This is a genomic window from Mesoflavibacter zeaxanthinifaciens DSM 18436 (assembly GCF_000422365.1).
Classification (GTDB): Bacteria; Bacteroidota; Bacteroidia; order Flavobacteriales; family Flavobacteriaceae; genus Mesoflavibacter; species Mesoflavibacter zeaxanthinifaciens.
In genome coordinates this window covers 60805-85571 of the sequence record NZ_AULQ01000012.1, presented here as the reverse complement: position 1 = coordinate 85571, position 24767 = coordinate 60805, and the positions used below count along the sequence as shown (strand labels likewise).

The following is a 24767-nucleotide window of genomic DNA, read 5'->3' as shown; positions in this document are numbered from 1 at the left end:
GCGCCAAATACTTGTAGCAACGAGTCTAGCTTTACTGTAACAGTTTTAAATATTGATTTCACTTTAGATCAAAACAACATAACAATTATTGAAGATACTATAACAGTTTCTATGTCAGACAATACTATATTTTATGAGTATTCTTTAGACAATATAACTTATCAAAACAGTAATACTTTTTCAAACTTATCAAACGGAACGTACACATTATTTGTAAGAGATATTAATGGTTGTGTAGTTAGACAGTTAAATTTTGATATAAATGTTTCTTTTGTAAATGAGCTTTTCATCCCTAAGTATTTCACTCCAAACGGAGATGCTTACAATCAAGTATGGCAAATTATAGATCCTAATCAAATCATAAAAGAAATTTACATTTTTGATAGGTATGGAAAATTATTAAAACAAGTTTCTACTGTTCATTTAAGTTGGAATGGTATGTATAACGGAAACGTTTTACCTACTAACGATTATTGGTATCTTATTAACTTAAAATCTGGAGAACAGCTTAAAGGTCACTTCACCTTAAAACGTTAACTTTTATAAAAGAAAATATCTGATTTTTATTCAGTAATTTTACAATATGAAATTCAAAATAAAATCAGAATTTAAGCCAACAGGTGATCAGCCACAAGCTATTAAGCAATTAGCAAGTGGTTTAGATAATAATGAAAAATACCAAACCTTACTTGGTGTTACAGGATCTGGTAAAACATTTACGGTTGCTAATGTTATAGAAGAAGTACAAAAACCAACGTTAGTTTTAGCACATAACAAGACGTTAGCAGCTCAGTTATATTCTGAATTTAAACAGTTTTTCCCAGATAATGCTGTAGAGTATTTTGTATCGTACTATGATTATTACCAACCAGAAGCTTATATACCAACATCTGGTGTTTATATAGAAAAAGATTTATCGATTAATGAAGAAATCGAAAAAATGCGACTTAGCACAACATCATCTTTACTTTCTGGTAGACGCGATGTTTTAGTAGTTGCTTCTGTTTCGTGTTTATATGGTATTGGTAATCCTATTGAATTTCAAAAAAATGTAATAAGTTTAGAAGTTGATCAAGAAATATCACGCACTAAACTACTTCACATGTTAGTTCAAAGCTTGTACTCTCGTACCGAAGCAGATTTCAGACATGGTAATTTTAGAATTAAAGGAGATACCATAGATGTATTTCCTAGTTATGCTGATGATGCATTTAGAATTCATTTTTTTGGTGACGAAATTGAAGATATAGAGCAATTTAACATCCAAACTAACGAAGTCATAGAGCATTATGATCGCTTAAACATTTATCCTGCAAATATGTTTGTAACATCACCAGATGTACTGCAAGGTGCAATAAGACAAATTCAGGATGATTTAGTTAAGCAACACGATTACTTTAAAGATATTGGTAAACATCTTGAAGCAAAACGACTTAAAGAACGTACCGAATTTGATCTTGAAATGATTAGAGAATTAGGCTATTGTTCTGGTATAGAAAATTACTCTAGATACTTAGATGGTCGCGAGCCTGGTACGCGTCCATTCTGTTTATTAGATTATTTTCCTGATGATTATTTAATGGTCGTAGACGAGAGTCATGTGACCATTTCTCAAGTTCACGCAATGTATGGTGGCGATAGAAGTCGTAAGGAAAACTTAGTAGAATACGGCTTTAGATTACCTGCTGCGATGGATAATAGACCGTTAAAGTTTGAAGAGTTTGAAGCATTACAAAATCAAGTGATTTATGTATCTGCAACGCCAGCAGATTACGAACTTGAAAAAACAGATGGTGTTTACGTAGAGCAAGTAATTAGACCAACAGGTTTATTAGATCCAATTATTGAGGTAAGACCAAGCTTAAATCAAATTGATGATTTAATTGAAGAAATCCAGCAACGTGTTGAAAAAGACGAGCGTACATTAGTTACAACCCTAACAAAACGAATGGCTGAAGAATTAACAAAATACTTAAGCCGAATTCAAATACGTGTGCGCTACATACATAGTGATGTAGATACTTTAGAACGTGTTGAAATCATGCAAGACCTACGTAAAGGCTTGTTTGATGTATTAGTTGGTGTAAACCTACTTCGTGAAGGTTTAGACTTACCAGAAGTATCTTTAGTAGCTATTTTAGATGCCGATAAAGAAGGTTTTTTAAGATCTAACAGATCCTTAACCCAAACTGTTGGTCGTGCTGCGCGTAACTTAAATGGTAAAGCAATAATGTATGCAGACAAAATAACCAAAAGTATGCAACAAACTATTGATGAAACCGAATACAGACGCCAAAAACAAATTGCTTACAATACAGACAATAATATCACACCAAAAGCACTAAAGAAAAACTTAGATAGTGTTTTAGCTAAAAACTCGGTTAGTACTTATAGTTACGAGTTGGAAGCTGCTAAAGCTGCAGAACCAGAAAGCGAATATTTAAGTAAACCTGAATTAGAAAAGAAAATTAGAGAAAAACGAAAAACTATGGAGCAAGCTGCAAAAGCTTTAGATTTTATTGTTGCAGCACAATTACGTGATGAAATTAAAGCCTATCAAGAAAAATTAGAGGCAATTAAAAGCTAGTTATACTGGGTTCTAAAAATGTCTATTAAAACTGCTGCTGGTACAATACGATCAGGAAAACCGTCCATAAGATAAAGAACACGCAATATTGAATCGTGATTTAAGCCCATTTTAAGTCCGTAATTAAATAGTTTAGCTTCTTCTGTTGGATTTTTACTACTATCTAAATGAGCTAATAAAACTAACCTATGAAACTGTACAATACGTTCACTATAAGATTTTAAAGTAATACCTCCTATCGGGTTAGAAATTAAATAATCAAAATCTTCTCTAGAAATGTTTAGTTGTTTAGATACACCTAATAAAAAATTAAACTCAATAGGCTTTAAAGTATCATCTTCTTTTGCAAAAGCAATCATTTCTGATAAAAGACTTAATTTCTCAACTCGGTTAGACATAACTATTTTTTTCTTTTATAAAATTACGTATTATGTTTTTTTTATAGTCGTTAAAAGTGTGCCACTTATCGAAAAATGAGTAGTTTTACAACGTATTTAAACGTATTTTATCTTTATAACCCAATAAAAATACAGTTTTAATTATTGATTTTCAAACACTTAAACATGACAAACAACGATATTTTCAAAAAACTAAGAGTTGCTCATAAGCTTCGTGATACTGATATAATTGAAATTTTAGCTCTTGTAGATTTTAGAGTTACAAAGTCTGAATTAAGTGCTTTTTTTAGACGTGAAGATCATCCTAATTATGTAGAATGTGGTGATCAAATCTTACGTAATTTTTTAAACGGTCTTATTATTCATTTACGTGGACCAATGCCTAAAAAAGGAGAGCAACCAAAAGGTAATCCTACAACAAAAACAAATAAAAAAAAATTTAATAACAAGAAAAACTTTAATAAGCCAAAGTCAAAAAAAGACTAATAAACTAGTTTTTATATTGTATTAAAAACACCATTAAACAGACAATTCAATAATTAAACTATAGTTTTTATTGTAATTACTTAAAAATTTTTCGACAAATTTCATATCCAAAAAATCATTGCTATCTTGCAAGTTCGTAAAGATTGATTATGTTCGAGACAACTCCCAAAACAATAGTTAAGCCTAACATTTCTGAAGAAGAAATAAAAGCGCTAAACAAAAAATATAAAACCTTATCGGTTACAGAAAGAATAGCAGAACTTTATAAAGATTTTAAACAAGAAGACGTGATGTTAACCAGCTCTTTTGCTGCAACATCTGCTTTTTTATTAAAATTAGTTTCTGATGTAAACAAAACTCAAAAAGTATATTTTATTGATACAGGTTATCATTTTGAAGATACTTTAAAATATAAAGAAGCATTAACTAAAAAATATGGTTTAAATGTTGCTTCTATAGGTGCTTTAAAAGAAGAACATGAGTTTACTACTAAAGACGAAACTTGGCGAAAAAACCCTGACTTTTGTTGCTCTATAAACAAAGTAAAGCCTTTAGACCTTATTAAAAACCAATATAAAGTTTGGGTTTCTGGTTTAATGAAATGGCAAAGTGACCACAGAGCTACTTTGGATATTTTTGAACTAAGAGGTGATATTTTAAAATTTTATCCGCTTTTAGATGTAACAAAAGAAGAGCGTGATGCTTATATTGAAGAGCATCAACTTCCTTTTCATCCTTTAGTATCTAAAGGGTATCACTCTATAGGTTGTAAGCATTGTACTGTTCCTGGAGAAGACCGATCTGGTCGATGGAATAACAACCCAAAAACAGAATGTGGTTTACATTTATAAGACAATAAAAACAAATAAAAAAAAGAGCAACTATTAAGTTGCTCTTTTTAATTTATATCTATTTAAAGTATTAAGATAATACTTCTTGTACTTTATCTGCAGCTTCTTGGAATTCAGTTGCACTTAATACATCTAATCCTGAGTTGTCAATTAATTCTTTTGCGATATCTGCGTTAGTACCTTGTAATCTTACAATAATTGGTACTTGTATTGCATCACCCATATTTTTATAAGCATCTACAACACCTTGCGCAACACGATCACAACGTACAATACCACCAAAAATATTAATTAAGATAGCTTTTACGTTTGGATCTTTTAAAATAATTCTAAAAGCAGCTTCTACACGAGCAGCATCTGCAGTACCACCAACATCTAAGAAATTAGCTGGCTCACCACCTGCTTGCTTAATTAAATCCATTGTAGCCATAGCTAAACCAGCACCGTTAACCATACAACCAACGTTTCCGTCAAGGTCTACATAGTTTAATCCTAATTCTCCAGCTTCAACTTCAATTGGGCTTTCTTCACGTAGGTCACGTAATTCTGCTAAATCTTTATGTCTGTATAATGCATTAGCATCTAAAGTTACTTTAGCATCTACTGCCATAATTTTATCATCACTTGTTTTTAATACAGGATTAATTTCAAATAATGAAGCATCAGATTTGTCGTAAGCTGTATATAATGCTGTAACAAATTTTGTCATTTCTTTAAACGCAGTACCGCTTAAACCTAAGTTAAAAGCTACACGACGTGCTTGGAAAGGTAAAATTCCTGTTGCTGGATCTATTTCTTCAGTAAATATTAAATGAGGTGTTTTTTCTGCTACTTCTTCTATATCCATTCCTCCTTCTGTAGAGTACATAATCATGTTACGACCATTACCTCTATTTAAAAGTACAGACATGTAAAATTCGTTTGGCTCAGAATCTCCAGGATAGTAAACATCTTCTGCTACTAATACTTGGTGAACACGTTTACCTTCGGCAGAAGTTTGAGGCGTTACAAGGTCCATTCCTATAATTTGACCAGCTATTTCTTTAACTTCGTCTAGGTTTTTAGCAAGTTTAACTCCGCCACCTTTACCACGTCCACCAGCGTGAACTTGTGCTTTAATAACGTGCCAACCTGTACCAGTCTCTTCTGTTAATTGTTTAGCTTTTGCAACTGCTTCGTCTGCTGTTTGGGCTACTAATCCGCGTTGGATGCGTACACCAAAACTGCTTAATAATTCTTTTCCTTGATATTCGTGTAAATTCATCTTGTTTAAAGTAAAATTTTAAGTTCAACAAAAATAAATAATCACTTTTACTTACCCTAATATTTAGTTGCTAAAAAAGATAATTCTTTTAAATAGAATTTTCTTATTTGTTAAATAATTAACAGTTTGTATCAAATTTGTAATATTATAAAGTATTCCTTTATATATCCTTCTAAAAAAATACCTTTGACAAAAAATTGATGTATGGAAAACAGTCAACTTCTACAAATTGCTAAGGACTTTGGTAGTCCTGTTTACGTTTATGATGCCGATCAGATTGTAAGTCAATATAATAGACTAACAGCTGCATTTAGTAATGTTAAAAGTTTAAAAATTAACTATGCTGTAAAAGCATTATCTAATGTTTCTGTACTAAAATTAATGAAAAAATTAGGATCAGGAATTGATACGGTTTCTATACAAGAAGTACAGCTTGGTTTAAAGGCTGGTTTTAAACCAGAACAAATAATTTACACACCAAACGGAGTTTCTTTAGAAGAAATAGAAACCGCAGCAAAACTTGGTGTACAAATTAACATTGACAACCTTTCTATTTTAGAACAATTTGGTACTAAACACCCAAAAACACCTGTTTGTATTAGGATAAATCCACATGTTATGGCTGGTGGTAATACTAATATTTCTGTTGGTCATATTGATAGCAAATTTGGAATTTCTATACACCAAATTCCACATATACTTCGTATTGTAGAGAATACTAAAATGAATATTAACGGTATACACATGCATACTGGTAGTGATATTTTAGACATAGATGTGTTTTTATATGCTAGTGAGATTTTATTTGATACCGCTAAGCATTTCAAAAATTTAGATTTCATAGACTTTGGGTCAGGATTTAAAGTCCCTTATAAAGACGGTGATATAGAAACAAATATTGAAGAGTTAGGAGAAAAACTAAGTAAAAGGTTTAATGAGTTTTGCAAAAACTATGGAAAAAAATTAACCTTAGCTTTTGAACCTGGAAAATTTTTAGTCAGTCAAGCTGGTCAATTTTTAGTTAAAGTAAATGCTGTAAAGCAAACTACATCAACTGTTTTTGCGCAAGTAGATAGTGGTTTTAATCACTTAATTAGACCAATGCTTTATGGCGCACAACACGAAATAAGAAACATTTCTAACCCTGATGGACGCGAACGTTTTTACAGTGTTGTTGGCTACATATGCGAAACCGATACTTTTGCAAATAATCGAAGAATTAAGGAGATTAACGAAGACGACATTTTAGCTTTTTGTAACGCTGGTGCATATTGTTATAGTATGTCAAGCAATTACAACTCAAGATACCGACCTGCAGAAGTACTAGTGTATAATGGAGATGCGCACCTTATAAGAAAAAGAGAAACGTTTGAAGATATAATAAACAATCAAATAGAAATTAACATTGAATAGATAATCATTATACTTTTTAATTTAAAAAAAAATGCTATTTTTGAAGTCCCTTAAAAAAACTGATTAATAGCATTTTAAATTGAAAAACAATTTTATTCTCCCAAAAACAGACATTTCACACAAAGATTTATTTTTATTCATACAACAAGCTGCAACTATTGGTAGTTGGGAATATGATATTGAAAATAATAATCTTACATGGAGTGAAGTTACTAAAGACATACATGAAGTAGAAGCTGATTTTGTCCCTAATTTAGAAAACGCAATAGAGTTTTATGCTGATAAAGAATGTAAAGAAACTATCACTAATGCAGTTAATGACGCTATAAGAGAAAATAAAAATTGGGACCTAGAATTAAGAATTACAACAAAAAAAGGTAATAAAAAATGGGTAAGAGCCATAGGTTACCCAGTACATTCAGGTAATAAATGCGTTAAACTTTATGGTCTTTTTCAAGACATAACACCTTCTAAAAGTCTAGAGATTAACATTAAGTCTTTATTAAAGATAACAACTAACCAAAATAAGCGTTTATTAAATTTCGCGCATATTGTATCTCATAATTTAAGATCACACTCAACTAACTTTAACATGTTGCTAAATCTTATGAAGGATGAATATCCTGAAATAGAGAAAAACGAGTTTTATCCTATGCTTACTAAAGCGTCTGCGAAACTTAACGAAACAATACATAATTTAAATGAAGTTGCACAAACTGATATTCATTTAAAAGAAAACTTTGTAGAAATTAATGTATACGAAGAAATTAATAAAATAGTAGAAAGCTTATCAGGTAAAATCAAATCTTCAAATGCTAAAATTGTCAATAAAGTTGATCGTAACATAAACATAAAAACAATACCTGCTTATTTTGAAAGTATTTTCTTAAATTTAATTTCTAATTCTATTAAATACAAAAAGGACAGTAAAGACCCCGAAATATTAATAAACTCCTTATTAAAAGACGAATTCTTTATAGTCAAATTTAAAGATAAAGGAAAAGGAATAGACCTAAAACTTAATAAACATAAGATTTTTGGTATGTATAATACTTTTCATGAAAACAAAGACTCTAGAGGATTAGGTCTATTTTTAATAAAGAACGAAATAGAAGCTATGCAAGGTAAAATTACCGTAAAAAGCAAACTAGACCTAGGAACCACTTTTTATCTACACTTTAAGTTATGAGAAAAATAAAACTTACCTACTTAATTGATGATGACGAAATATACATCTTCACAGCAAAAAAACTTATTAATAAAACAGACTTCTCAGAAGAAGTTAAGTTTTTTTATAACGGTAAAGAAGCTTTACGTGCAATAAAATCTAAACTTTACAACGAAGAAGAATTACCAGATGTAATCTTACTTGACTTAAACATGCCAATTATGGATGGTTGGCAGTTTTTAGATGAATTTATAAGAATTAAAACTAAAAAAACAATAAAGGTTTATATTGTTAGCTCTTCTGTAAATCCAACAGATATAGAACGAGCAAAAACATATAACATGGTTAGTAACTATATAGTTAAACCTATTTCTAGAGAAAAATTAAAAGAGATAACTGAAGAAGTCTTTGCTTAATTATCCATTATTTTGATAAAATACTAAACCATTTTTATCAATATCATAAAAAGCAAACTCTTTTGTACCCCAATCTGTATTTCTAACTTTGGTATCTTTATTAAAAACGTTTTTAAAGTTATATTCTTGAAATAAGATGTCAACATTTTCTGTTACAATTCTAAGCATTGGTCGGTTTACCTCAAGATCCCATTCTTTTGCATCGTGCCACTGTAAGTGTATTTCTATATCATCACGTCTAATTCCTGCATAAGTTGGTTGCTTACTATCATTTGCAAAAGCGATAGTAAATCCAAGTTTATTGACATAAAACTTTAACGATTCTAATACATTTTTTACAGGTAAAACAGGATGTATCTGATGTAGTTTAGCTTGCATTACCCTATTTTTTTATTTTTTGACGTGTACCTATTAAAAAATACAGTAAAGCCCCAAAAATATTTAAAAACAAAATAACTAATACCCATATTAATTTATCATTTGACCCTTTAAAATTGCTTCTTATTACATCTACTAAGGCTATTATTGGTAACAATAAACCAACTAATAAAATTAATACTTGCCAAGGTCCTACCATTCCTAATATTTTCATTACTCTTTATTTTAATTTTTAAATTCTTTAACTTCTGGGATATTATCTACACCATATTTATCAAATAAGTAAATAAGACTAGTCATAGTTGCTGCACCTAATTCTAACTCACGTTTATTTACTGCGTCAAACGTATCGTTAGCTGCGTGATGATGATCAAAATAGCGCTGAGAATCTGGTCTTAATCCTGCTAAAACATTACTTGTAGTTTTTAATGGTCCTACATCTGCTCCACTTCCTCCTTTTTCAAAATAGTGAATCAAATACGGCTTAAATAATGGTTTCCAACTTAATACTTTTTCAAAATTAGCATCGCTACAATCAAAACTAAATCCACGAGGTGTAAATCCACCAGCATCACTTTCTAAAGCAAAAACATGAGTTTCTTTATTAGCTTTTGCTTCTTCTGAGTATTTTTTTCCACCACGTAATCCGTTTTCTTCATTCATAAACAACACAACTCTAATACTGTGTTTAGGTTTAATACCACTTTCTTTTAATAATCTTAAAACATCCATAGATTGTACTACGCCTGCACCGTCATCATGTGATCCATCTCCTAAATCCCAAGAATCTAGATGTCCACCAACAATCATATATTGATTAGGAAATTCTGTTCCTGTAATTTCTCCTATAACATTGTAAGATAAAACATCATCAAACTGCTGGCAGTTTTGCTTAAAATAAAACTTTAGATTACTGTCTTTTTTTAAGGCTTCTGAAAGTTTATCGGCATCATTTGTACTAATTGCTGCAGATGGGATGTGTTGATTGTTTGGTAAATCTCCGTAAGACATACTTCCGGTATGAGGTAAATCGTCTTGACGTAAATTCATAGATCGTACAATTACGCCAACTGCTCCGTATTTTATAGCTTCCATTGCACCTGCATAACGTTGGTTTACACAACCTCCATATGCCATAAAGGTTTGTATTAAATCTGCTTGCATCGGTCTGTTGTAAAAGACAATCTTTCCTTTTATTTTTTCTTCACCAAGCACTGATAATTCTTCAAAATTCTGCACTTCAATAACTTTTGCTGTTAGTCCATTTTTTGGTGTAGCTATAGATCCGCCAAGTGCACAAATATTAACATCAACAGTTGATGAATTAGTAATAAAATGCGCCACTTCTTTATCGCCTCTAACCCATTTTGGTACCATTACTGGTTGTAGCCAAACTTTATCTAAACCTAGTTTTTCTAATTCAGATTTTGTGTATTGTACTGCTTTTTCTGCATTTTCTGAACCTGATAATCTACCTCCTATTTTATTTGATAAATGGTCTAACCATTGATAACTTTTACCGTTGGTTAAAGATTGTGTATAAATGGTTTTTAATACATCTTGATCTGTTTGCGCATTGACATTTGCAAATAGTAGTAGTGTTAAGATTATTGTAAGCTGTTTCATGATTGTTGCGTTAGCGATTAAACGGTTTGTTTGAGCGCCTCATAGAGCGCGAGTAGTGAAAGCGCGACCCTTGTGGTAACGCCCAAAAAAGACTACTCGTTATTTAATTGTTCTCTGTAAAGATGCAAGTTAGCTTTGGTTTCTTCGTCTAATTCTGGCTCTTTAATATCTGTATATTCTTTTAATGTGTCGTATAAAATAGAGGCTACGATTAATCGTGCTGTTGGCTTATCGTCTGCAGGAATATTGTACCAAGGTGCTTTATTTGTACTGGTGCGGTTTATTGCATCTTCGTAACAAGCCATATAATTGTCCCAAAGTTTGCGCTCTTTTAAGTCACCTGCTGAGAATTTCCAGTTTTTACGTTTTAGGTCTAAACGTCGTAACAATCTATTTTTTTGCTCTTCTTTTGATAGGTTTAAAAAGAATTTAAAAATGATGGTTCCGTTTTCTGCTAAATGATTTTCGAAGTTTTTGATTTGCTCGAATCGTTTGTTCCAGAAAGCATCATCTACATCTTCTACACTATTTATAAAGGGTAACTTTTCATTTAAGATATATTCTGGATGTACGCGTGTTACAAGTACATTTTCATAATGTGTACGATTGTGAACACCAAATTTACCACGAGCTGGTAAATGTAAATAATGTCTCCATAGATAATCGTGCTTTAGCTCTAAATCGGTTGGTACCTTAAAGCTCATTACTTCTACACCACGTGCATTAAAATCTTTAAAGACTTCACGAATTAAACTGTCTTTTCCTGCTGTATCCATACCTTGTAAGCACACTAAAACAGAATATTTACCGTGTGCGTACATGGTATCTTGAAGTTCGCCTAATTGGCGTCTTACTTTTTTTAATGCTTTTTCGGTTTCTTTTTTATCTGCGTCTAAATCTACTTTGCTTGGTAAATCGGTTATTTGAACTTTTTGTGTTATTTTATGATTGGCTATATCTATAGATTTCATCTTAAATTTAAGTTTGGATAATAAATATACAGAAGATTTTGTAGTTTACAATTAAAAACCATCAATGATACAACGCTTTTTTTGTTTTGTAGTTTTAGCTTTAATCGTACAACTAGGTGTAAGTCAAACTAAGGACAGCATATTTTTTAGTAAAGAAAATATTAATAAGCCTAACCTACTCTCTACACATAGTTTTGGTGTGTTTTTTATGCGTTTGCAAGGTCATTTTGAAATGAATGCTCCCAAAAAAACATCTTTTAATATTAGTGTTGAAAGTGGAAATGTTTGGAGTCCTCCTTTAAAAGTATACATTCCAAAAAACGAAGCAGATCGTGAAGTAATTAGAGAATACGATTGGGATTTTGCTCATAGAGCATTTGATGAAAACACCATAGAAAAAGACTCTTTTAACATCTCTAATGACGGCGTAATTAAAGGTTTTAAAGCTAACTTAAATTTTAGATTAGCAAGAAAACATGAGTTACAAATTGGATTTAGAACTTATCTTCTAACAAAAGGAAAAACACCTTTTACAATACTTACCGGTGATGAGTTTATTGAGAATTTTCATAGAGATATTGCTGGTGGTGATGATCCATTTGACAGAAAAGTATTTGGGTTAAACCAAGCCAATATCAATTATACTGACAGAAACGGTAATAATATGAATATTAATGCTGGAGATTTTTTTGCAACTGGCATAGAAACTAGTTACTATTACTATCCTGACAGCTTTAAATCTAAAAACAACACGCTTGCTTTTAATGTTGGCGCACATTTGGGTACAAACCTTTCTAAACACAATCAATCTATTGATTTTGGACTATCTACAAACGGAGTTAAAACCTTTAAGATTAACGACAAAAGACTAATTAATATAGGATTAAACTTAGGTTTCTTAAGAAAAGGACTGATTGACTTTAATAGCTCTAACCTTGAATTTGGCACCAATAATTTTATAGCTAACCTAGAAAACGCAGTTGAGTACAGTTTTAAAACTAGTAAAAACTTTGTGCATTCTTTTGGTGCAAACTTTTATCTTCAAACTAGTCTTAATAAAAAAGATGAATTTGAATACATTATACCCATACGCCATCCAGACGCTTTTAAATCTTGGGGACAAGGTGCATTAAACCTCTATAAAAACAATAATTACTGGAGCTTTATTTATTCATTCTCAAGAAAAACAACAACATACTTTTACTTGCAACAAGATTTAACTTTAAACAATAACCCAGACTTACAAACTGGTATTGGATATAAATTTTACTTATAAAAAAACTCAATAATATTTATTGAGTTTTTTAGTTTTATTTACTAGCAAATAACTTCACATCTTTTTCGCTAACTTCTTTTTCTCCTAAAATAAGTAAACGTTCTACGACATTTCTTAGCTCTCGTATATTCCCAGTCCAATCATATTCTTGAAGTAACTTAATCGCCTTTTCTGAAAATGATTTTTGTGCTGTACCTTGTTCTTCTGCTATTTTTTTAGAAAAATGACTAATAAGCAAAGGTATGTCTTCTCTTCTTTCATTTAAAGCAGGAACTTTAACTAAAATTACTGCTAACCTGTGGTATAAATCCTCACGAAACTTACCGTCTTCAATTTCTTTTTTTAAATCTTTATTAGTTGCTGCTACAACACGTACATCTACTTTTATATCCTTATCGCTACCTACACGTTGTATACGACTTTCTTGCAATGCGCGTAATACTTTTGCTTGAGCAGAGAGAGACATATCGCCTATTTCATCTAAAAAAATAGTTCCGCCGTTTGCTGCTTCAAATTTTCCTGCACGGTCTTTATTCGCACTTGTAAAAGCGCCTTTTACGTGTCCAAATAATTCACTTTCTATTAATTCTGAAGGTATTGCAGCACAGTTAACCTCTATCATTGGTCCTTTACTACGTTGGCTTTTTTGATGTAACCAATGTGCTACAAGCTCTTTTCCTGTTCCGTTTGGTCCTGTAATTAAAACTCTTGCATCTGTTGGTGCTACTTTATCTATTATCTCTTTGATTTGAGATATGGCGTCGCTTTCTCCAATCATTTCGTATTTTTTGCTGACTTTCTTTTTAAGAATTTTGTTTTCTATAACTAATTCTTTTCGGTCTAACGCATTACGAACAGTATTTAGTAATCGGTTTAAGTCTGGCGGTTTTGAGATATAGTCAAACGCACCTAAACGCATTGTATTTACTGCGGTATCTAAATCTCCGTGACCAGAAATCATTACCATTGGTATTTCTGGTTTTATTTTTTTTACTGCTTCTAAAACCTCAACACCATCCATTTTTGGCATTTTGATATCGCAAAGTATTAAATCGTAATCTTCTTTTTTTATTTTTTCTATACCGGCTAATCCGTCTTCTGCTTCTTCAACTTGATATTTGCTGTTTTCTTCAGAAAGTATTTTTACTAAAACTCTTCTAATTGCAGCTTCATCTTCTATTACTAATATTTTTGACATTATATTTTAAATTTTAATCCGGTTCTTAAATAAAAGGTATTGGTTTGGTTTAATGTAAATACGTCGTTACGATCTTTGTCTCTTAATACATTATTCATCATAAATGTGCAACCTGCATAGGTGTATAAAACTAAATGATCTGTAAAATTATAATCGTAGCCTAGACCAAGTACAGCTACTGATAATGAAATGTTATCTACTTGCTTCCCTAAAACACTAGTTGGTCTTTGCAAATGCGCAAAATAACCATCTAAACCTACAAAAGCTTCTAAAGAATGTTTATCGTTAAAATAATAAGTAGCATTAGATTTTGGAACACCTAAACTTAAAGACCAATTTTCGTTTACTTGTCTAAAATAATTTACAAATGGTAATGGAAAAGGCATACCTGCTGTAGTATTATAGGTTAATCCTAAAATTAATCTATATGGTCTTTTAATATCGGCATCTCTTCTATCCTTTATGGCGTATACTCCTCCGTTTAAAAACAAATCGTCTGATGTTATTTTTTGGGTTAGTGTAGAAGCTATTCTTGGTGTTATTTTAGCACCTACACGCCAATTTTCGTTCCATTTAAACGTGTAGCCTATGTTTAGATCTATTACATTTAAGGTCTTTAAAGGTTCTGTATCAAAGGGATAGTTATCTTCTAGATTTAAGATAATTCTGTTGTATTCTCCTCCAAAAATTAAATATGAATCTTCTTTAGTTTTAACAGGAAAGTTTAGCAACGCTCTAAGACGCGTGTATTGATCTTCAGATTTTCCATTAGGAATAAAAGAATACTCTAACCGTGCTAAATCTGTTAATTGTGCTGATGCCGAAAAACAAAAGCTAAATAGCAATAAGGTTAATAATATTTTAGTTTGGATTTTCTTCATGTGAGTCTTTTATAATATGAACATCTCTTTGAGGGAAAGGAATACTTATATTGTTATCTTTAAATAATTTATTGATTTTAAATCTTATTTCGCTTTGCGGTATTGCAGCTGTAAAGCTATCGTTAAGTGTAAAGACTAGTTTAAAATTAAGTGAGCTGTCTGCAAAATCTGTAAATAAAACTAATGGAGGAGGAAATTTTAATACTTTAGGATGCTCTTTTGCTGCCTGAAGTAAGAGCTTTTTAACTAATTCTACATCACTTCCATAAGCAACGCCAACAGATACGCTTTCTCTTGTTGTAGTTCCGTTTTGCGTCCAATTATATAAACTATTAGTTAAGTATAAATGATTAGGTATAATTAACACTTTATTGTCAATAGTTACAGCTCTTGTGGTACGCAATTTAACTTCTTCAACACGCCCAACTTTACCGTCTATTTCAATAATATCACCGACATGTGCAGATTGGTCTATCAAAATAAAAACACCAGAAATTATATCCTGAAAAAAAGTTTGCAACGCTAAACCAATACCTATTAAAAGTGCAGCAGATGCAGCAAAAACAGCGGTAACGTTTACACCAATTGCATTTAACGTTATTAATAATATAATGACATAAATAAGCCATCTAAAATACCCATAAACCACCGAAAATTTTCCTTTATCATGTTCGGGTAAGCGTTTTGTTAATATCTTAAATACTATTCTTAGTACTACTGTAGTGATAAAAATAACAAAACTGATGACTAATAAATCTTTTATAGATACAGAGATTTCTTCAGTAAAATCTACATGTAAGTTTAAAAACTCATTAAGTTTTTCCCACATAGAGCTTTCTACAATAACGTCTTCAATTTGTTCTATTTTTTCTTCTACCTTACCTTGCATTAGTATTTAATCCATTTAATTAGTTCTTTATAGCTAGGTTTTTTACCATACATCAAAATACCTACTCTATATATTTTTGCAGCAAACCAAACTGTAAATAAAAAGGTACCTACTAATAATAATAAAGATACTATTTGTTGCCATAACGGTACACCGAAAGGAATACGCATTAACATAACTACAGGAGATGTAAATGGTATAAATGAAAAAACAGTACTTACTGTACCGTGAGGATCTTCTATCACTGTAAACATACCAACATAAACAGCCAAAATTAATGGCATTAGTATTGGCAACATAAATTGTTGTGTATCTGTCTCGTTATCTACTGCTGCTCCAATTGCTGCATATAAAGAACTATATAGCAAATAACCACTAATAAAGAACAGTAAAAAAGCTATAATCAAGTTGGCTAAAGGTAAATTAAAAAATGCCGAAAATATAATTTGTGCTTTTTCTGCTGCATCTGGATCGGTCATTGCTTGCTGCATCATTTGTTGCTGTGGTGATTGGATTTGTGTCATATCAATACCAAATATAGCTGTAACAACAACCATTAAAACACCTCCTAAAATTAACCAAATTATAAACTGTGTAATTCCGGCTAAAGAGGTACCTATAATCTTACCAAGCATTAATTGTATTGGTTTTACTGACGAAATGATAACCTCTATAATTCGGCTAGTTTTTTCTTCAATAACACTACGCATAATCATATTACCATAAATAATAATAAACATAAAAAGCAAATATCCTGCTGCACCACCAAATGCTAATTTAACAACACTATCAAATTTTGAAGTTTTCTCTCCTGAAAAGTTTTCCTGAGTTATATCAATATTAATTTTTGAATCATCAATTAACTTTGTGTCTATATTTTTTTCGGCAAGATTTTTATGAGTTAATTCGATTTCAATAAGTTTTTCTAAATCTGAAATTAATGATAAAGATGGCGTTTCTTCAGAATAAAACTCGACACTATTTTTAGCTTCAGATAGACTATTCATCTTTTTAATATGAAGCAAACCGTAATTATCTGCTTCTTTTACAATTTGCTTTGCATTTTCAAGATTTTTATCTGTTAAGATATTATATTTTATACTTTCAGAGTCTTTAAAAACTCCAGTTAAATAACCAGATTCATCCAATACTGAAATTTGTCTTTGTGAGTCATTATTTAACTGCGATAAATACGCAACAACTGCTATAAGTGCTATAAAAATTAGCGGACTTAAAATAGTCATAATTAAAAACGCTTTGTTTTTAACTTTATTTAAATATTCTCTTTTTATAATAAGTGGAAGATGGTTCATAATTAGTTATTCTTAACCGTTTGAATAAATATGTCGTTTGCACTTGGGATTATTTCTACAAAATGAGAAACTTGTCCCTTTGTGGTTAAATAGTTTAGCAAATCGTTAGCTGTTTCGTTTTCTGAAAGTTTAATATTTAGTTTTAAATCGTTTCCTAATGTTTTAAAACTTGCTGGTGTGATGCTAAATTTTTGTGCTAACTCTTGTTCTAAATTGTCTTGTTTTGGATTGATACCAATTTCAAAAGTATTGGTTTTGTATTGGCGTTTTACATCCATTAAATTACCATCCAAAATTTTGTTTGATTTGTTTAACAAAGCTATATGATCACATAATTCTTCCACAGATTCCATACGATGTGTAGAGAATATTACCGTAGCACCTTCGTCTCTTAACCTTAAAATTTCATCTTTTATTAAGTTGGCATTTATTGGATCAAATCCTGAAAATGGCTCGTCAAAAATCAATAGTTTTGGCTCATGTAATACAGTAACAACAAACTGAATTTTTTGCGCCATACCTTTAGATAACTCTTGAATTTTTTTGTTCCACCAATCGCCTATTTCTAACCTTTCAAACCACATTTTAAGACGTTTTTTGGCTTCAGATTTATCCATTCCTTTTAACTGCGCAAGGTATAATGCTTGCTCACCAACTTTCATAGACTTATATAAACCACGCTCTTCAGGTAAGTAACCAATATCTTTTATATGGTGATTTTTTAATGTTTCGCCATCTAAAAAAACTTGTCCAGTATCTGGCATTGTAATTTGGTTAACTATTCTAATTAAAGTAGTTTTTCCTGCTCCGTTTGGACCAAGTAATCCAAAAATACTTCCTTTAGGTACAGCTATAGATACATTATTTAATGCCGTAAAATCTCCAAATTTTTTAGAAACCGATTGGACTTCTAATAAGTTACTCATATTATTGTTTAAAATTGATTAGTTAGTGCTTTACACACAAATGTAAATATAGAAAATGTTAAAAAAGTAACACTGCTGATTAGTGTATTTTTAACTTAAAAGCTTAAACAACATATTAGATAAGGCATAAAAAACAAAACCCACCCTTTAAAAAGATAAAGGATGGGAAAAAATTGCTATGAAAAAGAAAAATTACCGTTGGTTTAATCCAACGATAAATCAAATATACTATTTTTTATTAAAACAGATATAAATTGACATAAATAGTTAAACAAAAAGTCTGCTTTTAGCAGACTTTTATGTTTTGTTTATGTGTTATTTAGGAAAACATATCTTTTACTTTCTCGAAAAATGACTTATCTCCTCTTTCTGGTTTTGGAGTAAAATGGTCATCTTCTCTCATGCTTTCAAAAAATTCTTTTTGAGATTTACTTAAAGTTTTTGGTGTCCAAACATTTACGTGTACTAATAAATCTCCTTTACCGTAACCGTTTATACTTGGTATACCTTTTCCGCGTAAGCGTAAAATTTTACCAGATTGTACACCTGCTTCTATTTTAATTCTTACTTTACCTGTTACGGTATCAATTTCTTTAGATGTACCTAATATAGCATCTGGTAGACTTACATATAAATCGTAATGTAAGTTATCTCCTTCACGTTGTAGATTGTCGTGTTCTAGCTCTTCTATTGCTACTAATAAATCACCAGAAACACCATTACCTGGCGCTTCGTTACCTTTTCCTGACACTTTAAGTTGCATACCATCTACAACTCCTGCAGGAATATTAACTGGTATAGTTTCTTCTTTTATGATTAACCCTTGTGCATCTGCATCGTTTGGTTTTTTATCTATAATCTGTCCTGCGCCACCGCAAGTATTACACGGCGCGGATGTTTGCATACGTCCTAAAATGGTATTAGTAACTCTTGTTACTTGTCCTGTACCGTTACATGTTGTACAAGTTTTATAGGTGGTTCCTGGTGCTTGAACTTTACGTTTTACTTTTATTTTTTTCTCTACACCATTAGCTATTTCTTCTAAGGTAAGCTTTAATCTTACACGAAGGTTACTTCCTTTAACACGACGTTGTCCGCCACCAAAGCCACCACCAAAACCAGAGAATCCGCCGCCACCAAAAGCACCGCCAAAAATATCTCCAAATTGGCTAAAGATGTCGTCCATATTCATGCCGCCACCGCCAAAACCACCAGCGCCTTCAAAAGCTTGATGACCAAATTGATCATAACGCGCTTTTTTATTCTCGTCACTTAGCACTTCATAAGCTTCGGCTGCTTCTTTAAATTTAGCTTCTGCTTCTGCATTATCAGGGTTTTTATCTGGATGGTATTTTATTGCCTGCTTACGATAAGCCTTTTTTATTTCGGCTTGTGATGCAGATTTATCTATACCTAATATTTCGTAATAATCTCTTTTTGCCATATTCTATTTTGCTTTTAGCTGTTTGCTTTTAGCGTTTTATATTTTTACTGACCTATAACTACCTTAGGAAAACGTATTACAGTTTCTCCTAATTTGTAGCCTTTTTCTATAACGTCTACAATTTTTCCTTTTAGATCATCTGTTGGTGCTGGTATTTGTGTAACAGCTTCATGGTGATCTGAATCAAATTTATCGCCTTTCTCTACTTCTATTTTAGCTAAACCTTTTTGCTGAAGTGTTTGTATTAATTTGTTATAAATTAATAAGACACCTTTTCTTAACTCTTCTGCCTCTTTGTCTTCTTCTATATGTAACAAAGCGCGTTCAAAATCATCTAAAACAGGTAGCATTGCAACCATTACATCTTTACTAGCAGTTTGAAATAATTCTATACGCTCTCTAGAAGTACGTTTTTTATAGTTTTCAAACTCTGCAAAAAGACGTAAATATTTCTCTTTTTCCTGCTGTACTTGCTCTTTTAACTGCTCTTCTACAGTAACTTCTTCTGTTGTTTGTTCTGTTGCTGTATCAGTTTCTGCTTGTTGTGAAGCTTTTATAGCTTCATCATCTATATGCTTTTCTTCTTTATTGTTTTTGCTCATGTTGTACTTGCTTTAAAATACTTTACAATAGTTGGCAAAAGTACTGCCATTAATAATAAAATGTCAAAATGTCACAAATTTTTTTTAACAATTATTTAATTATCTTCCATGGAATATTTTTTATATATTTGCATATCAAATAAAAATAAACAAGATAAACCATGAAAAAATTAGTATTTAACCTATTTACTTTTGCTGCTATAGGTTTAGCAGTTGTAAGTTGTAAAAATGAAAATAAAGCTGAAACTTCTGATGCTAAAGAAGTAAAAGAAGTTGTTGCTTCTGCAAATTATAAAGCGGTACCAGAAAGCTCTATGATTATGTGGAGAGCAAACAAAGTTGTTGGTGGACACGAAGGTACTATTAACGTATCTGAAGGTGTTGCAAAATTAGAAGGCGACAAATTAGTTGGCGGTAATTTTGTTTTTGATATTAACACAATTAACCCAACAGACATACCTGCAGACGATGAAAATCATGCAAAATTAACTGGTCACTTAAAAAATGCTGACTTTTTTGATGTTGAAAAACATGATACTGCAACCTTTGAAATTACTAATGTAGAAGGAAACAATATTAGCGGTAACTTAACAATGAAAGGTATTACTAAAAACGTAACTTTCCCTGCTAATATCTCTGTTAATGGTGACGAATTAAACATTACTAGTGATAAATTTACGATTGACAGAACTGAATGGGGAATTGAGTACAATTCTGGAAAAGTAATGGATGCTGCTAAATTAGGAGACTACTTAATTAAAGACGATGTAGTATTACAAGTTAAAGTAAAAGCTGATAAAGCTTAGTTTTTAGTTGAAACTATTTTATAAGTGAAATTGCCACAACAAATGTTGTGGCTTTTTTTATTTTAACTCTGCAGTTAGAGCACTTTTAAGTTTGTAATATTTAAAATTAAATCCTGTAGCTTCTATTTTTTTAGAACTTACTCTTTGACTTTCAAATAGTAAAATATGCATTTCTCCTAATATCATTTTTAAAATACCTTTAGGTACATTAGGTAGAAAAAATGGTCTGTTTAGTGTTTTTGCAATTAGCTTACTTAATGTTTGGTTAGTTTCTGGGTTTGGGGCTACTGCATTGTAAGTACCGGTTAACTCTTCTTCTAAAACATGAATAAATAGACTTGCTAAATCCTTTATATGTATCCAAGATTGCCACTGTTTACCTGAACCTAAAGCGGCACCTAAACCAAACCTAAATGGCTTTATCATTTCTGGTAGTGCTCCTCCTTTTTGGGATAACACTAAACCTATTCTTATCTTAGAAACCTCGACACCTATCTCTTTGAAAGCATCTACTGCATGTTCCCATTTTTCTACAACTTGTCCTAAAAACGAATGACTAATACTAGTTTCATCTTCAGTATAATAATTGGTTAAAGAATCTGGATATATACCTATTGCACTTGCTGATATAATTTGTTTGATATGATGTGAATTATTCTGTAATGTATTAAATAGTAATTGTGTAGATTGGGTACGACTTAAAATAATTTCCTTTTTATAAGTCTCTGTCCAACGCTTAGAGATAGTTGCTCCAACTAGATTTATTATAACATCAACATCTTTAATACAATCTGTATCAATTTCATTTTTAGAAGGATTCCATAAAAATCCTTTATAATTATTGTCTTTACTAAGTTTAGATTGGCTGGTGGTTAAGAAGTTAACTGCTATATTTTTATCGTGACATAATTTAACAATTTCCGTTCCTATTAATCCTGTTGCTCCTGTTATTAATACACGCATTTTCATTTCAATTTTATACAAAAATAACCAATTATTAGCAGGTAAAAACGGGCTTTAAGTAGGATTTAACAGTAAATAAAAACTTATTTTATTGCTCGTAACATATGTCTTTTATTTGGTGGACCAGGACATCGTTGTACAGTAAATCCAACACTTTGCATGGCTCGTCTTGCTGCACCTTGCGCGCAATAAGTAACTAAAACTCCTTGATCTTTTAAAGACTTAAAAAGAATTTCAAAAATTGGAGCTGTCCATAATTCTGGTTGTGATCCAGGACCAAAAGCGTCATAAAAAATTAGATCATAATAGTTTTCATCTTTGAAGTTGAAAATATCTTGTTGACGTTTTTCTAAAATGAAATTTTTTGAAATTTTCACAGACTTCTCCCATTCTGTATCATGCATTTTATAAAAAGTAGACTGCAAATCTTCTCTTTTAAATGCTTTAGGAAAATTTAATTGAGATACTATTTCTATAGATATTGGGTATTGTTCTACTCCAACATAATCTATGTTTAATGCTAATTCTTCTGAAGAAATTAATGTATTAAATGCATTTAAACCACTACCAAACCCTACTTCCAAAATGCGACATGTATCGTTTTGTAGGTTAGTTTTTATAAATTTTAAACCTGCATCAATAAAGACATGATTAGACTCTTCTATTGCTCCAAAAATCGAGTGATAATGTGTGTTAAATTTGGGATGCAATAAAGTATTAGATCCATCTTTAGTAACTTCGATTTTAGGACTTATAGTCATGATAATTATTTAATTATCAACTTTTTTATACGTGGTATTGGTCCTGTACATTCGGTAGTATGACACGATATACAAATACCAATTGCAGTATTAAAACGTGTTTCTATTGGTACTTTAGAGTTTGGATTAAAAACTTCTTTTTCTGCCTGAATGTATAAATTAGAGAAGCTTTTAAACGTTTCATTTCGGCTTTTAAAATCTGATAACTGCGCGGTATGAATGTTTAAAAACTTCTCTGGAAATTCTGTAGGTATTTTACCGTCTATGATATCTTTTTTTAGCTGTTCGTTATAGGTATACATTTCGTTCATAAGATTTGCCATCTCAGAAGGCGTGTACATATCGTAAACTTTCTCAGCTTTTTCAGTAGTTTGTGCTTGGTCTTTTTTATCGTGACAAGCAAATAAAATAAAGACTATTAAAAGGTAAAATATAGATTTCATGTTTATTTTTCTACTAATAAAACACCATCTGCAACTAACGCATAAGTGCGCTTTGGTTCTGTGATAGCTTCTATTTCTTCTTTTGTCTTACCTGCGTCTTCTGCATAATGACGTAATTCTTCTACAGGCATTTCTTTAACAAACGCTTGACCGTTTACAATTACCTCTTCACCAGAAATATTTTTTGGCATAAAAAATCCATAATCTTTAAAAGTAACTCTTACTTCGTTACCATCTCCTAAATCTGCTGTCATCCAACATCCTTTAGCTTGGCAAACTTCGTTTACTTTTAATTTAACTTTTGTATTAATACTGTCTCCAACTTTTAAATCTTTGTAATGATTTAACATCGAGTTGGCAGCAATAGCATCGTCTGCCATAATTTCTTTTCCAAAAGATTTATAGTTTACATCTACAGTTTCTGTTTCTACTTCTGTAGTATTTGATTCTTGCTTTGCTTCGTTTTTACAAGCTAGAAAAGAAACAGCAACAGCCATCATTAAAAAATATTTTTTCATGTTTTTAGTTTTAGTTATTTATACCTCAAAGATAGTATTTTAGGTCGAAATTACTGTTTTTAAAGCTTATTTCTGTATTTTTGCAGCCTAAAACCAAGCCTATTTATGAATTCTATAAATAAAAACGATATTAAAGTATTTAGAACAGAAAATTCTAAATTAGATCAAACCGATTTTGAAAACTTAGCTTTTGGACAGGTTTTTTCTGACCATATGTTAACTTGCGACTTTAAAGATGGTATTTGGCAAAAACCAATTATTGAGCCTTATGGGCCTATATCTTTAATGCCTTCTGCAAAGATTTTTCATTACGGACAGTCTATTTTTGAAGGTATGAAAGCCTACAAGGACAAAGACGGTAAAGTGTTTTTATTTAGACCTATGGAAAACGTAAAACGTTTAAATAAATCTGCAAAACGTCTTGCTATTCCTGAGTTACCAGAAGACTTTTTTATGGAAGGCTTAAAAGCACTTTTAGAAGTTGAAAAAGATTGGATACCAGAAAAAGAAGGTAGTTCTTTATATATAAGACCATTTGTTTTTGCAACTGGTGAAGGTTTTCATGCATCGCCTGCCAACCAATATAAATTTATTATTGCCTTAGCGCCTTCTGGAGCTTATTTTGCAGGAAAAGTAAAGGTTTTAATTGAAGAAAAATACTCACGTTCGGCAAATGGTGGTGTTGGTTATGCTAAAGCTGGTGGTAATTACGCAGGACAATTTTATCCTACACAATTAGCAAAAGACAAAGGATATCAGCAGGTGATTTGGACAGACGATACGTCTCATGAATATATTGAAGAAGCTGGTGCCATGAATGTTTTTGTAAGAATAAAAGACACCTTATTAACGTCTCCAACTAGTGATCGTATATTAGATGGTGTAACTAGAAAAAGTGTTTTAAAAATTGCTGAAGACGAAGGTATTAAAACAGAAGTTAGAAAAGTAAAAGTTAGCGAAATTGTTGAAGCTGCTAGAAATGGTGATCTTAAAGAAATGTTTGGAGCTGGTACAGCTGCTGTAATTTCTCCTATTTCTGGATTTGGATTTAGGGATGAAGATTTTGAACTACCAGAATTAGAAAACTCTTATGCTATGCGTATTAAAAAACGTATCGTAGATATACAAACCAATAAAGCTGAAGATCCTTTTGGATGGAGAGTACAGGTTTAGTATGCAGTAGATAGTA

Annotated in this window: 27 protein-coding genes; 10 read left to right on the top strand and 17 right to left on the bottom strand. The window is 31.2% G+C overall.

Annotation, left to right across the window (positions count from 1 at the left end; all coding sequences use genetic code 11):
* Positions 1–537 (top strand): T9SS type B sorting domain-containing protein (locus H574_RS0111820; RefSeq protein ID WP_027880785.1); only part of this gene is annotated, 537 nt, incomplete at its 5' end.
* A 46-nt stretch (positions 538–583) separates the two neighbouring features.
* A complete protein-coding gene (uvrB, locus tag H574_RS0111815; RefSeq protein ID WP_027880784.1) occupies positions 584–2587 on the top strand; it encodes an excinuclease ABC subunit UvrB in 2004 nt (667 codons plus the stop codon).
* On the opposite strand, the gene H574_RS0111810 is transcribed toward uvrB, so the two are convergent.
* Positions 2584–2985, bottom strand: a complete 402-nt coding sequence (locus tag H574_RS0111810) for a hypothetical protein (protein WP_027880783.1) — start codon at positions 2983–2985, stop codon at positions 2584–2586. The genes uvrB and H574_RS0111810 overlap by 4 nt on opposite strands.
* A 165-nt stretch (positions 2986–3150) precedes the next feature.
* Here H574_RS0111810 and H574_RS0111805 point away from each other — a divergent pair, with 165 nt between their 5' ends.
* Both H574_RS0111805 and H574_RS0111800 read left to right on the top strand, forming a co-directional pair.
* Positions 3151–3471: a DUF1456 family protein gene (locus H574_RS0111805; protein ID WP_027880782.1), complete on the top strand. Its 321-nt coding sequence runs from the start codon at positions 3151–3153 to the stop codon at positions 3469–3471.
* Positions 3472–3620: 149 nt separating this feature from the next.
* A complete protein-coding gene (locus tag H574_RS0111800) occupies positions 3621–4322 on the top strand; it encodes a phosphoadenylyl-sulfate reductase (protein ID WP_051169886.1) in 702 nt (233 codons plus the stop codon).
* A gap of 70 nt (positions 4323–4392) precedes the next feature.
* Here H574_RS0111800 and sucC read toward each other — a convergent pair whose 3' ends face one another.
* Positions 4393–5586: an ADP-forming succinate--CoA ligase subunit beta gene (gene sucC / locus H574_RS0111795; protein WP_027880780.1), complete on the bottom strand. Its 1194-nt coding sequence runs from the start codon at positions 5584–5586 to the stop codon at positions 4393–4395.
* A 204-nt stretch (positions 5587–5790) separates the two neighbouring features.
* Between sucC and lysA the strand changes: the two genes are divergently transcribed.
* The 3 genes from lysA (at position 5791) to H574_RS0111780 (ending at position 8583) form a co-directional block, all read left to right on the top strand.
* Entirely contained in the window at positions 5791–6999 is a 1209-nt protein-coding gene (gene lysA / locus H574_RS0111790) for a diaminopimelate decarboxylase (protein WP_027880779.1), read from the top strand.
* 79 nt (positions 7000–7078) lie between these two features.
* Positions 7079–8188, top strand: coding sequence for a sensor histidine kinase (locus H574_RS0111785; RefSeq protein WP_027880778.1), 1110 nt, complete (start codon positions 7079–7081; stop codon positions 8186–8188).
* Complete coding sequence (locus H574_RS0111780) at positions 8185–8583, top strand: response regulator (protein WP_027880777.1); 399 nt, start codon at positions 8185–8187, stop codon at positions 8581–8583. The genes H574_RS0111785 and H574_RS0111780 overlap by 4 nt, the downstream gene beginning before the upstream one ends.
* On the opposite strand, the gene H574_RS0111775 is transcribed toward H574_RS0111780, so the two are convergent.
* The 4 genes from H574_RS0111775 to H574_RS0111760 all read right to left on the bottom strand — a co-directional run bounded on the left by H574_RS0111775 (position 8584) and on the right by H574_RS0111760 (position 11558).
* On the bottom strand, positions 8584–8961 hold the full coding sequence (locus tag H574_RS0111775) for a glyoxalase/bleomycin resistance/extradiol dioxygenase family protein (RefSeq protein ID WP_027880776.1): 378 nt from the start codon (positions 8959–8961) through the stop codon (positions 8584–8586).
* A 4-nt stretch (positions 8962–8965) separates the two neighbouring features.
* On the bottom strand, positions 8966–9175 hold the full coding sequence (locus H574_RS0111770; RefSeq protein ID WP_027880775.1) for a PLD nuclease N-terminal domain-containing protein: 210 nt from the start codon (positions 9173–9175) through the stop codon (positions 8966–8968).
* 11 nt (positions 9176–9186) lie between these two features.
* The gene (locus tag H574_RS0111765; protein ID WP_027880774.1) at positions 9187–10587 is read right to left on the bottom strand and encodes a M20/M25/M40 family metallo-hydrolase; all 1401 of its coding nucleotides are present in this window, start codon (positions 10585–10587) and stop codon (positions 9187–9189) included.
* A gap of 92 nt (positions 10588–10679) precedes the next feature.
* Positions 10680–11558, bottom strand: coding sequence for a PPK2 family polyphosphate kinase (locus H574_RS0111760; RefSeq protein WP_027880773.1), 879 nt, complete (start codon positions 11556–11558; stop codon positions 10680–10682).
* Between the two features lie 64 nt (positions 11559–11622).
* Here H574_RS0111760 and H574_RS0111755 point away from each other — a divergent pair, with 64 nt between their 5' ends.
* The gene (locus H574_RS0111755; RefSeq protein WP_027880772.1) at positions 11623–12834 is read left to right on the top strand and encodes a hypothetical protein; all 1212 of its coding nucleotides are present in this window, start codon (positions 11623–11625) and stop codon (positions 12832–12834) included.
* A gap of 34 nt (positions 12835–12868) precedes the next feature.
* Here the strand turns inward: H574_RS0111755 and H574_RS0111750 are convergent, their stop codons facing one another.
* From H574_RS0111750 to H574_RS0111720, 7 genes are all read right to left on the bottom strand, one after another.
* Complete coding sequence (locus tag H574_RS0111750) at positions 12869–14032, bottom strand: sigma-54-dependent transcriptional regulator (protein ID WP_027880771.1); 1164 nt, start codon at positions 14030–14032, stop codon at positions 12869–12871.
* A complete protein-coding gene (locus tag H574_RS0111745; protein ID WP_027880770.1) occupies positions 14032–14913 on the bottom strand; it encodes a DUF6268 family outer membrane beta-barrel protein in 882 nt (293 codons plus the stop codon). Before H574_RS0111745 ends, H574_RS0111750 begins: the two co-directional genes overlap by 1 nt.
* The gene (locus H574_RS0111740; protein ID WP_027880769.1) at positions 14894–15802 is read right to left on the bottom strand and encodes a mechanosensitive ion channel family protein; all 909 of its coding nucleotides are present in this window, start codon (positions 15800–15802) and stop codon (positions 14894–14896) included. The genes H574_RS0111745 and H574_RS0111740 overlap by 20 nt, the downstream gene beginning before the upstream one ends.
* Complete coding sequence (locus H574_RS0111735) at positions 15802–17115, bottom strand: ABC transporter permease (RefSeq protein ID WP_027880768.1); 1314 nt, start codon at positions 17113–17115, stop codon at positions 15802–15804. The genes H574_RS0111740 and H574_RS0111735 overlap by 1 nt, the downstream gene beginning before the upstream one ends.
* Positions 17116–17117: 2 nt before the next feature.
* Positions 17118–18041, bottom strand: a complete 924-nt coding sequence (locus H574_RS0111730; RefSeq protein WP_027880767.1) for an ABC transporter ATP-binding protein — start codon at positions 18039–18041, stop codon at positions 17118–17120.
* 319 nt (positions 18042–18360) lie between these two features.
* Positions 18361–19485, bottom strand: a complete 1125-nt coding sequence (gene dnaJ, locus H574_RS0111725) for a molecular chaperone DnaJ (protein ID WP_027880766.1) — start codon at positions 19483–19485, stop codon at positions 18361–18363.
* Between the two features lie 44 nt (positions 19486–19529).
* The gene (locus H574_RS0111720; protein WP_027880765.1) at positions 19530–20087 is read right to left on the bottom strand and encodes a nucleotide exchange factor GrpE; all 558 of its coding nucleotides are present in this window, start codon (positions 20085–20087) and stop codon (positions 19530–19532) included.
* Between the two features lie 161 nt (positions 20088–20248).
* Between H574_RS0111720 and H574_RS0111715 the strand changes: the two genes are divergently transcribed.
* Entirely contained in the window at positions 20249–20893 is a 645-nt protein-coding gene (locus tag H574_RS0111715) for a YceI family protein (RefSeq protein ID WP_027880764.1), read from the top strand.
* Positions 20894–20950: 57 nt separating this feature from the next.
* Here H574_RS0111715 and H574_RS0111710 read toward each other — a convergent pair whose 3' ends face one another.
* The 4 genes from H574_RS0111710 to H574_RS0111695 all read right to left on the bottom strand — a co-directional run bounded on the left by H574_RS0111710 (position 20951) and on the right by H574_RS0111695 (position 23578).
* Positions 20951–21856: a TIGR01777 family oxidoreductase gene (locus H574_RS0111710; RefSeq protein WP_027880763.1), complete on the bottom strand. Its 906-nt coding sequence runs from the start codon at positions 21854–21856 to the stop codon at positions 20951–20953.
* Between the two features lie 83 nt (positions 21857–21939).
* Complete coding sequence (gene mnmC2 / locus H574_RS0111705) at positions 21940–22617, bottom strand: tRNA (5-methylaminomethyl-2-thiouridine)(34)-methyltransferase MnmC2 (protein ID WP_027880762.1); 678 nt, start codon at positions 22615–22617, stop codon at positions 21940–21942.
* A gap of 5 nt (positions 22618–22622) precedes the next feature.
* On the bottom strand, positions 22623–23060 hold the full coding sequence (locus H574_RS0111700; protein ID WP_027880761.1) for a hypothetical protein: 438 nt from the start codon (positions 23058–23060) through the stop codon (positions 22623–22625).
* Between the two features lie 2 nt (positions 23061–23062).
* Positions 23063–23578: a DUF4920 domain-containing protein gene (locus tag H574_RS0111695; RefSeq protein ID WP_027880760.1), complete on the bottom strand. Its 516-nt coding sequence runs from the start codon at positions 23576–23578 to the stop codon at positions 23063–23065.
* 105 nt (positions 23579–23683) lie between these two features.
* Between H574_RS0111695 and H574_RS0111690 the strand changes: the two genes are divergently transcribed.
* Positions 23684–24751, top strand: a complete 1068-nt coding sequence (locus H574_RS0111690; RefSeq protein WP_027880759.1) for a branched-chain amino acid aminotransferase — start codon at positions 23684–23686, stop codon at positions 24749–24751.
* The last annotated feature ends 16 nt before the right edge of the window (positions 24752–24767 follow it).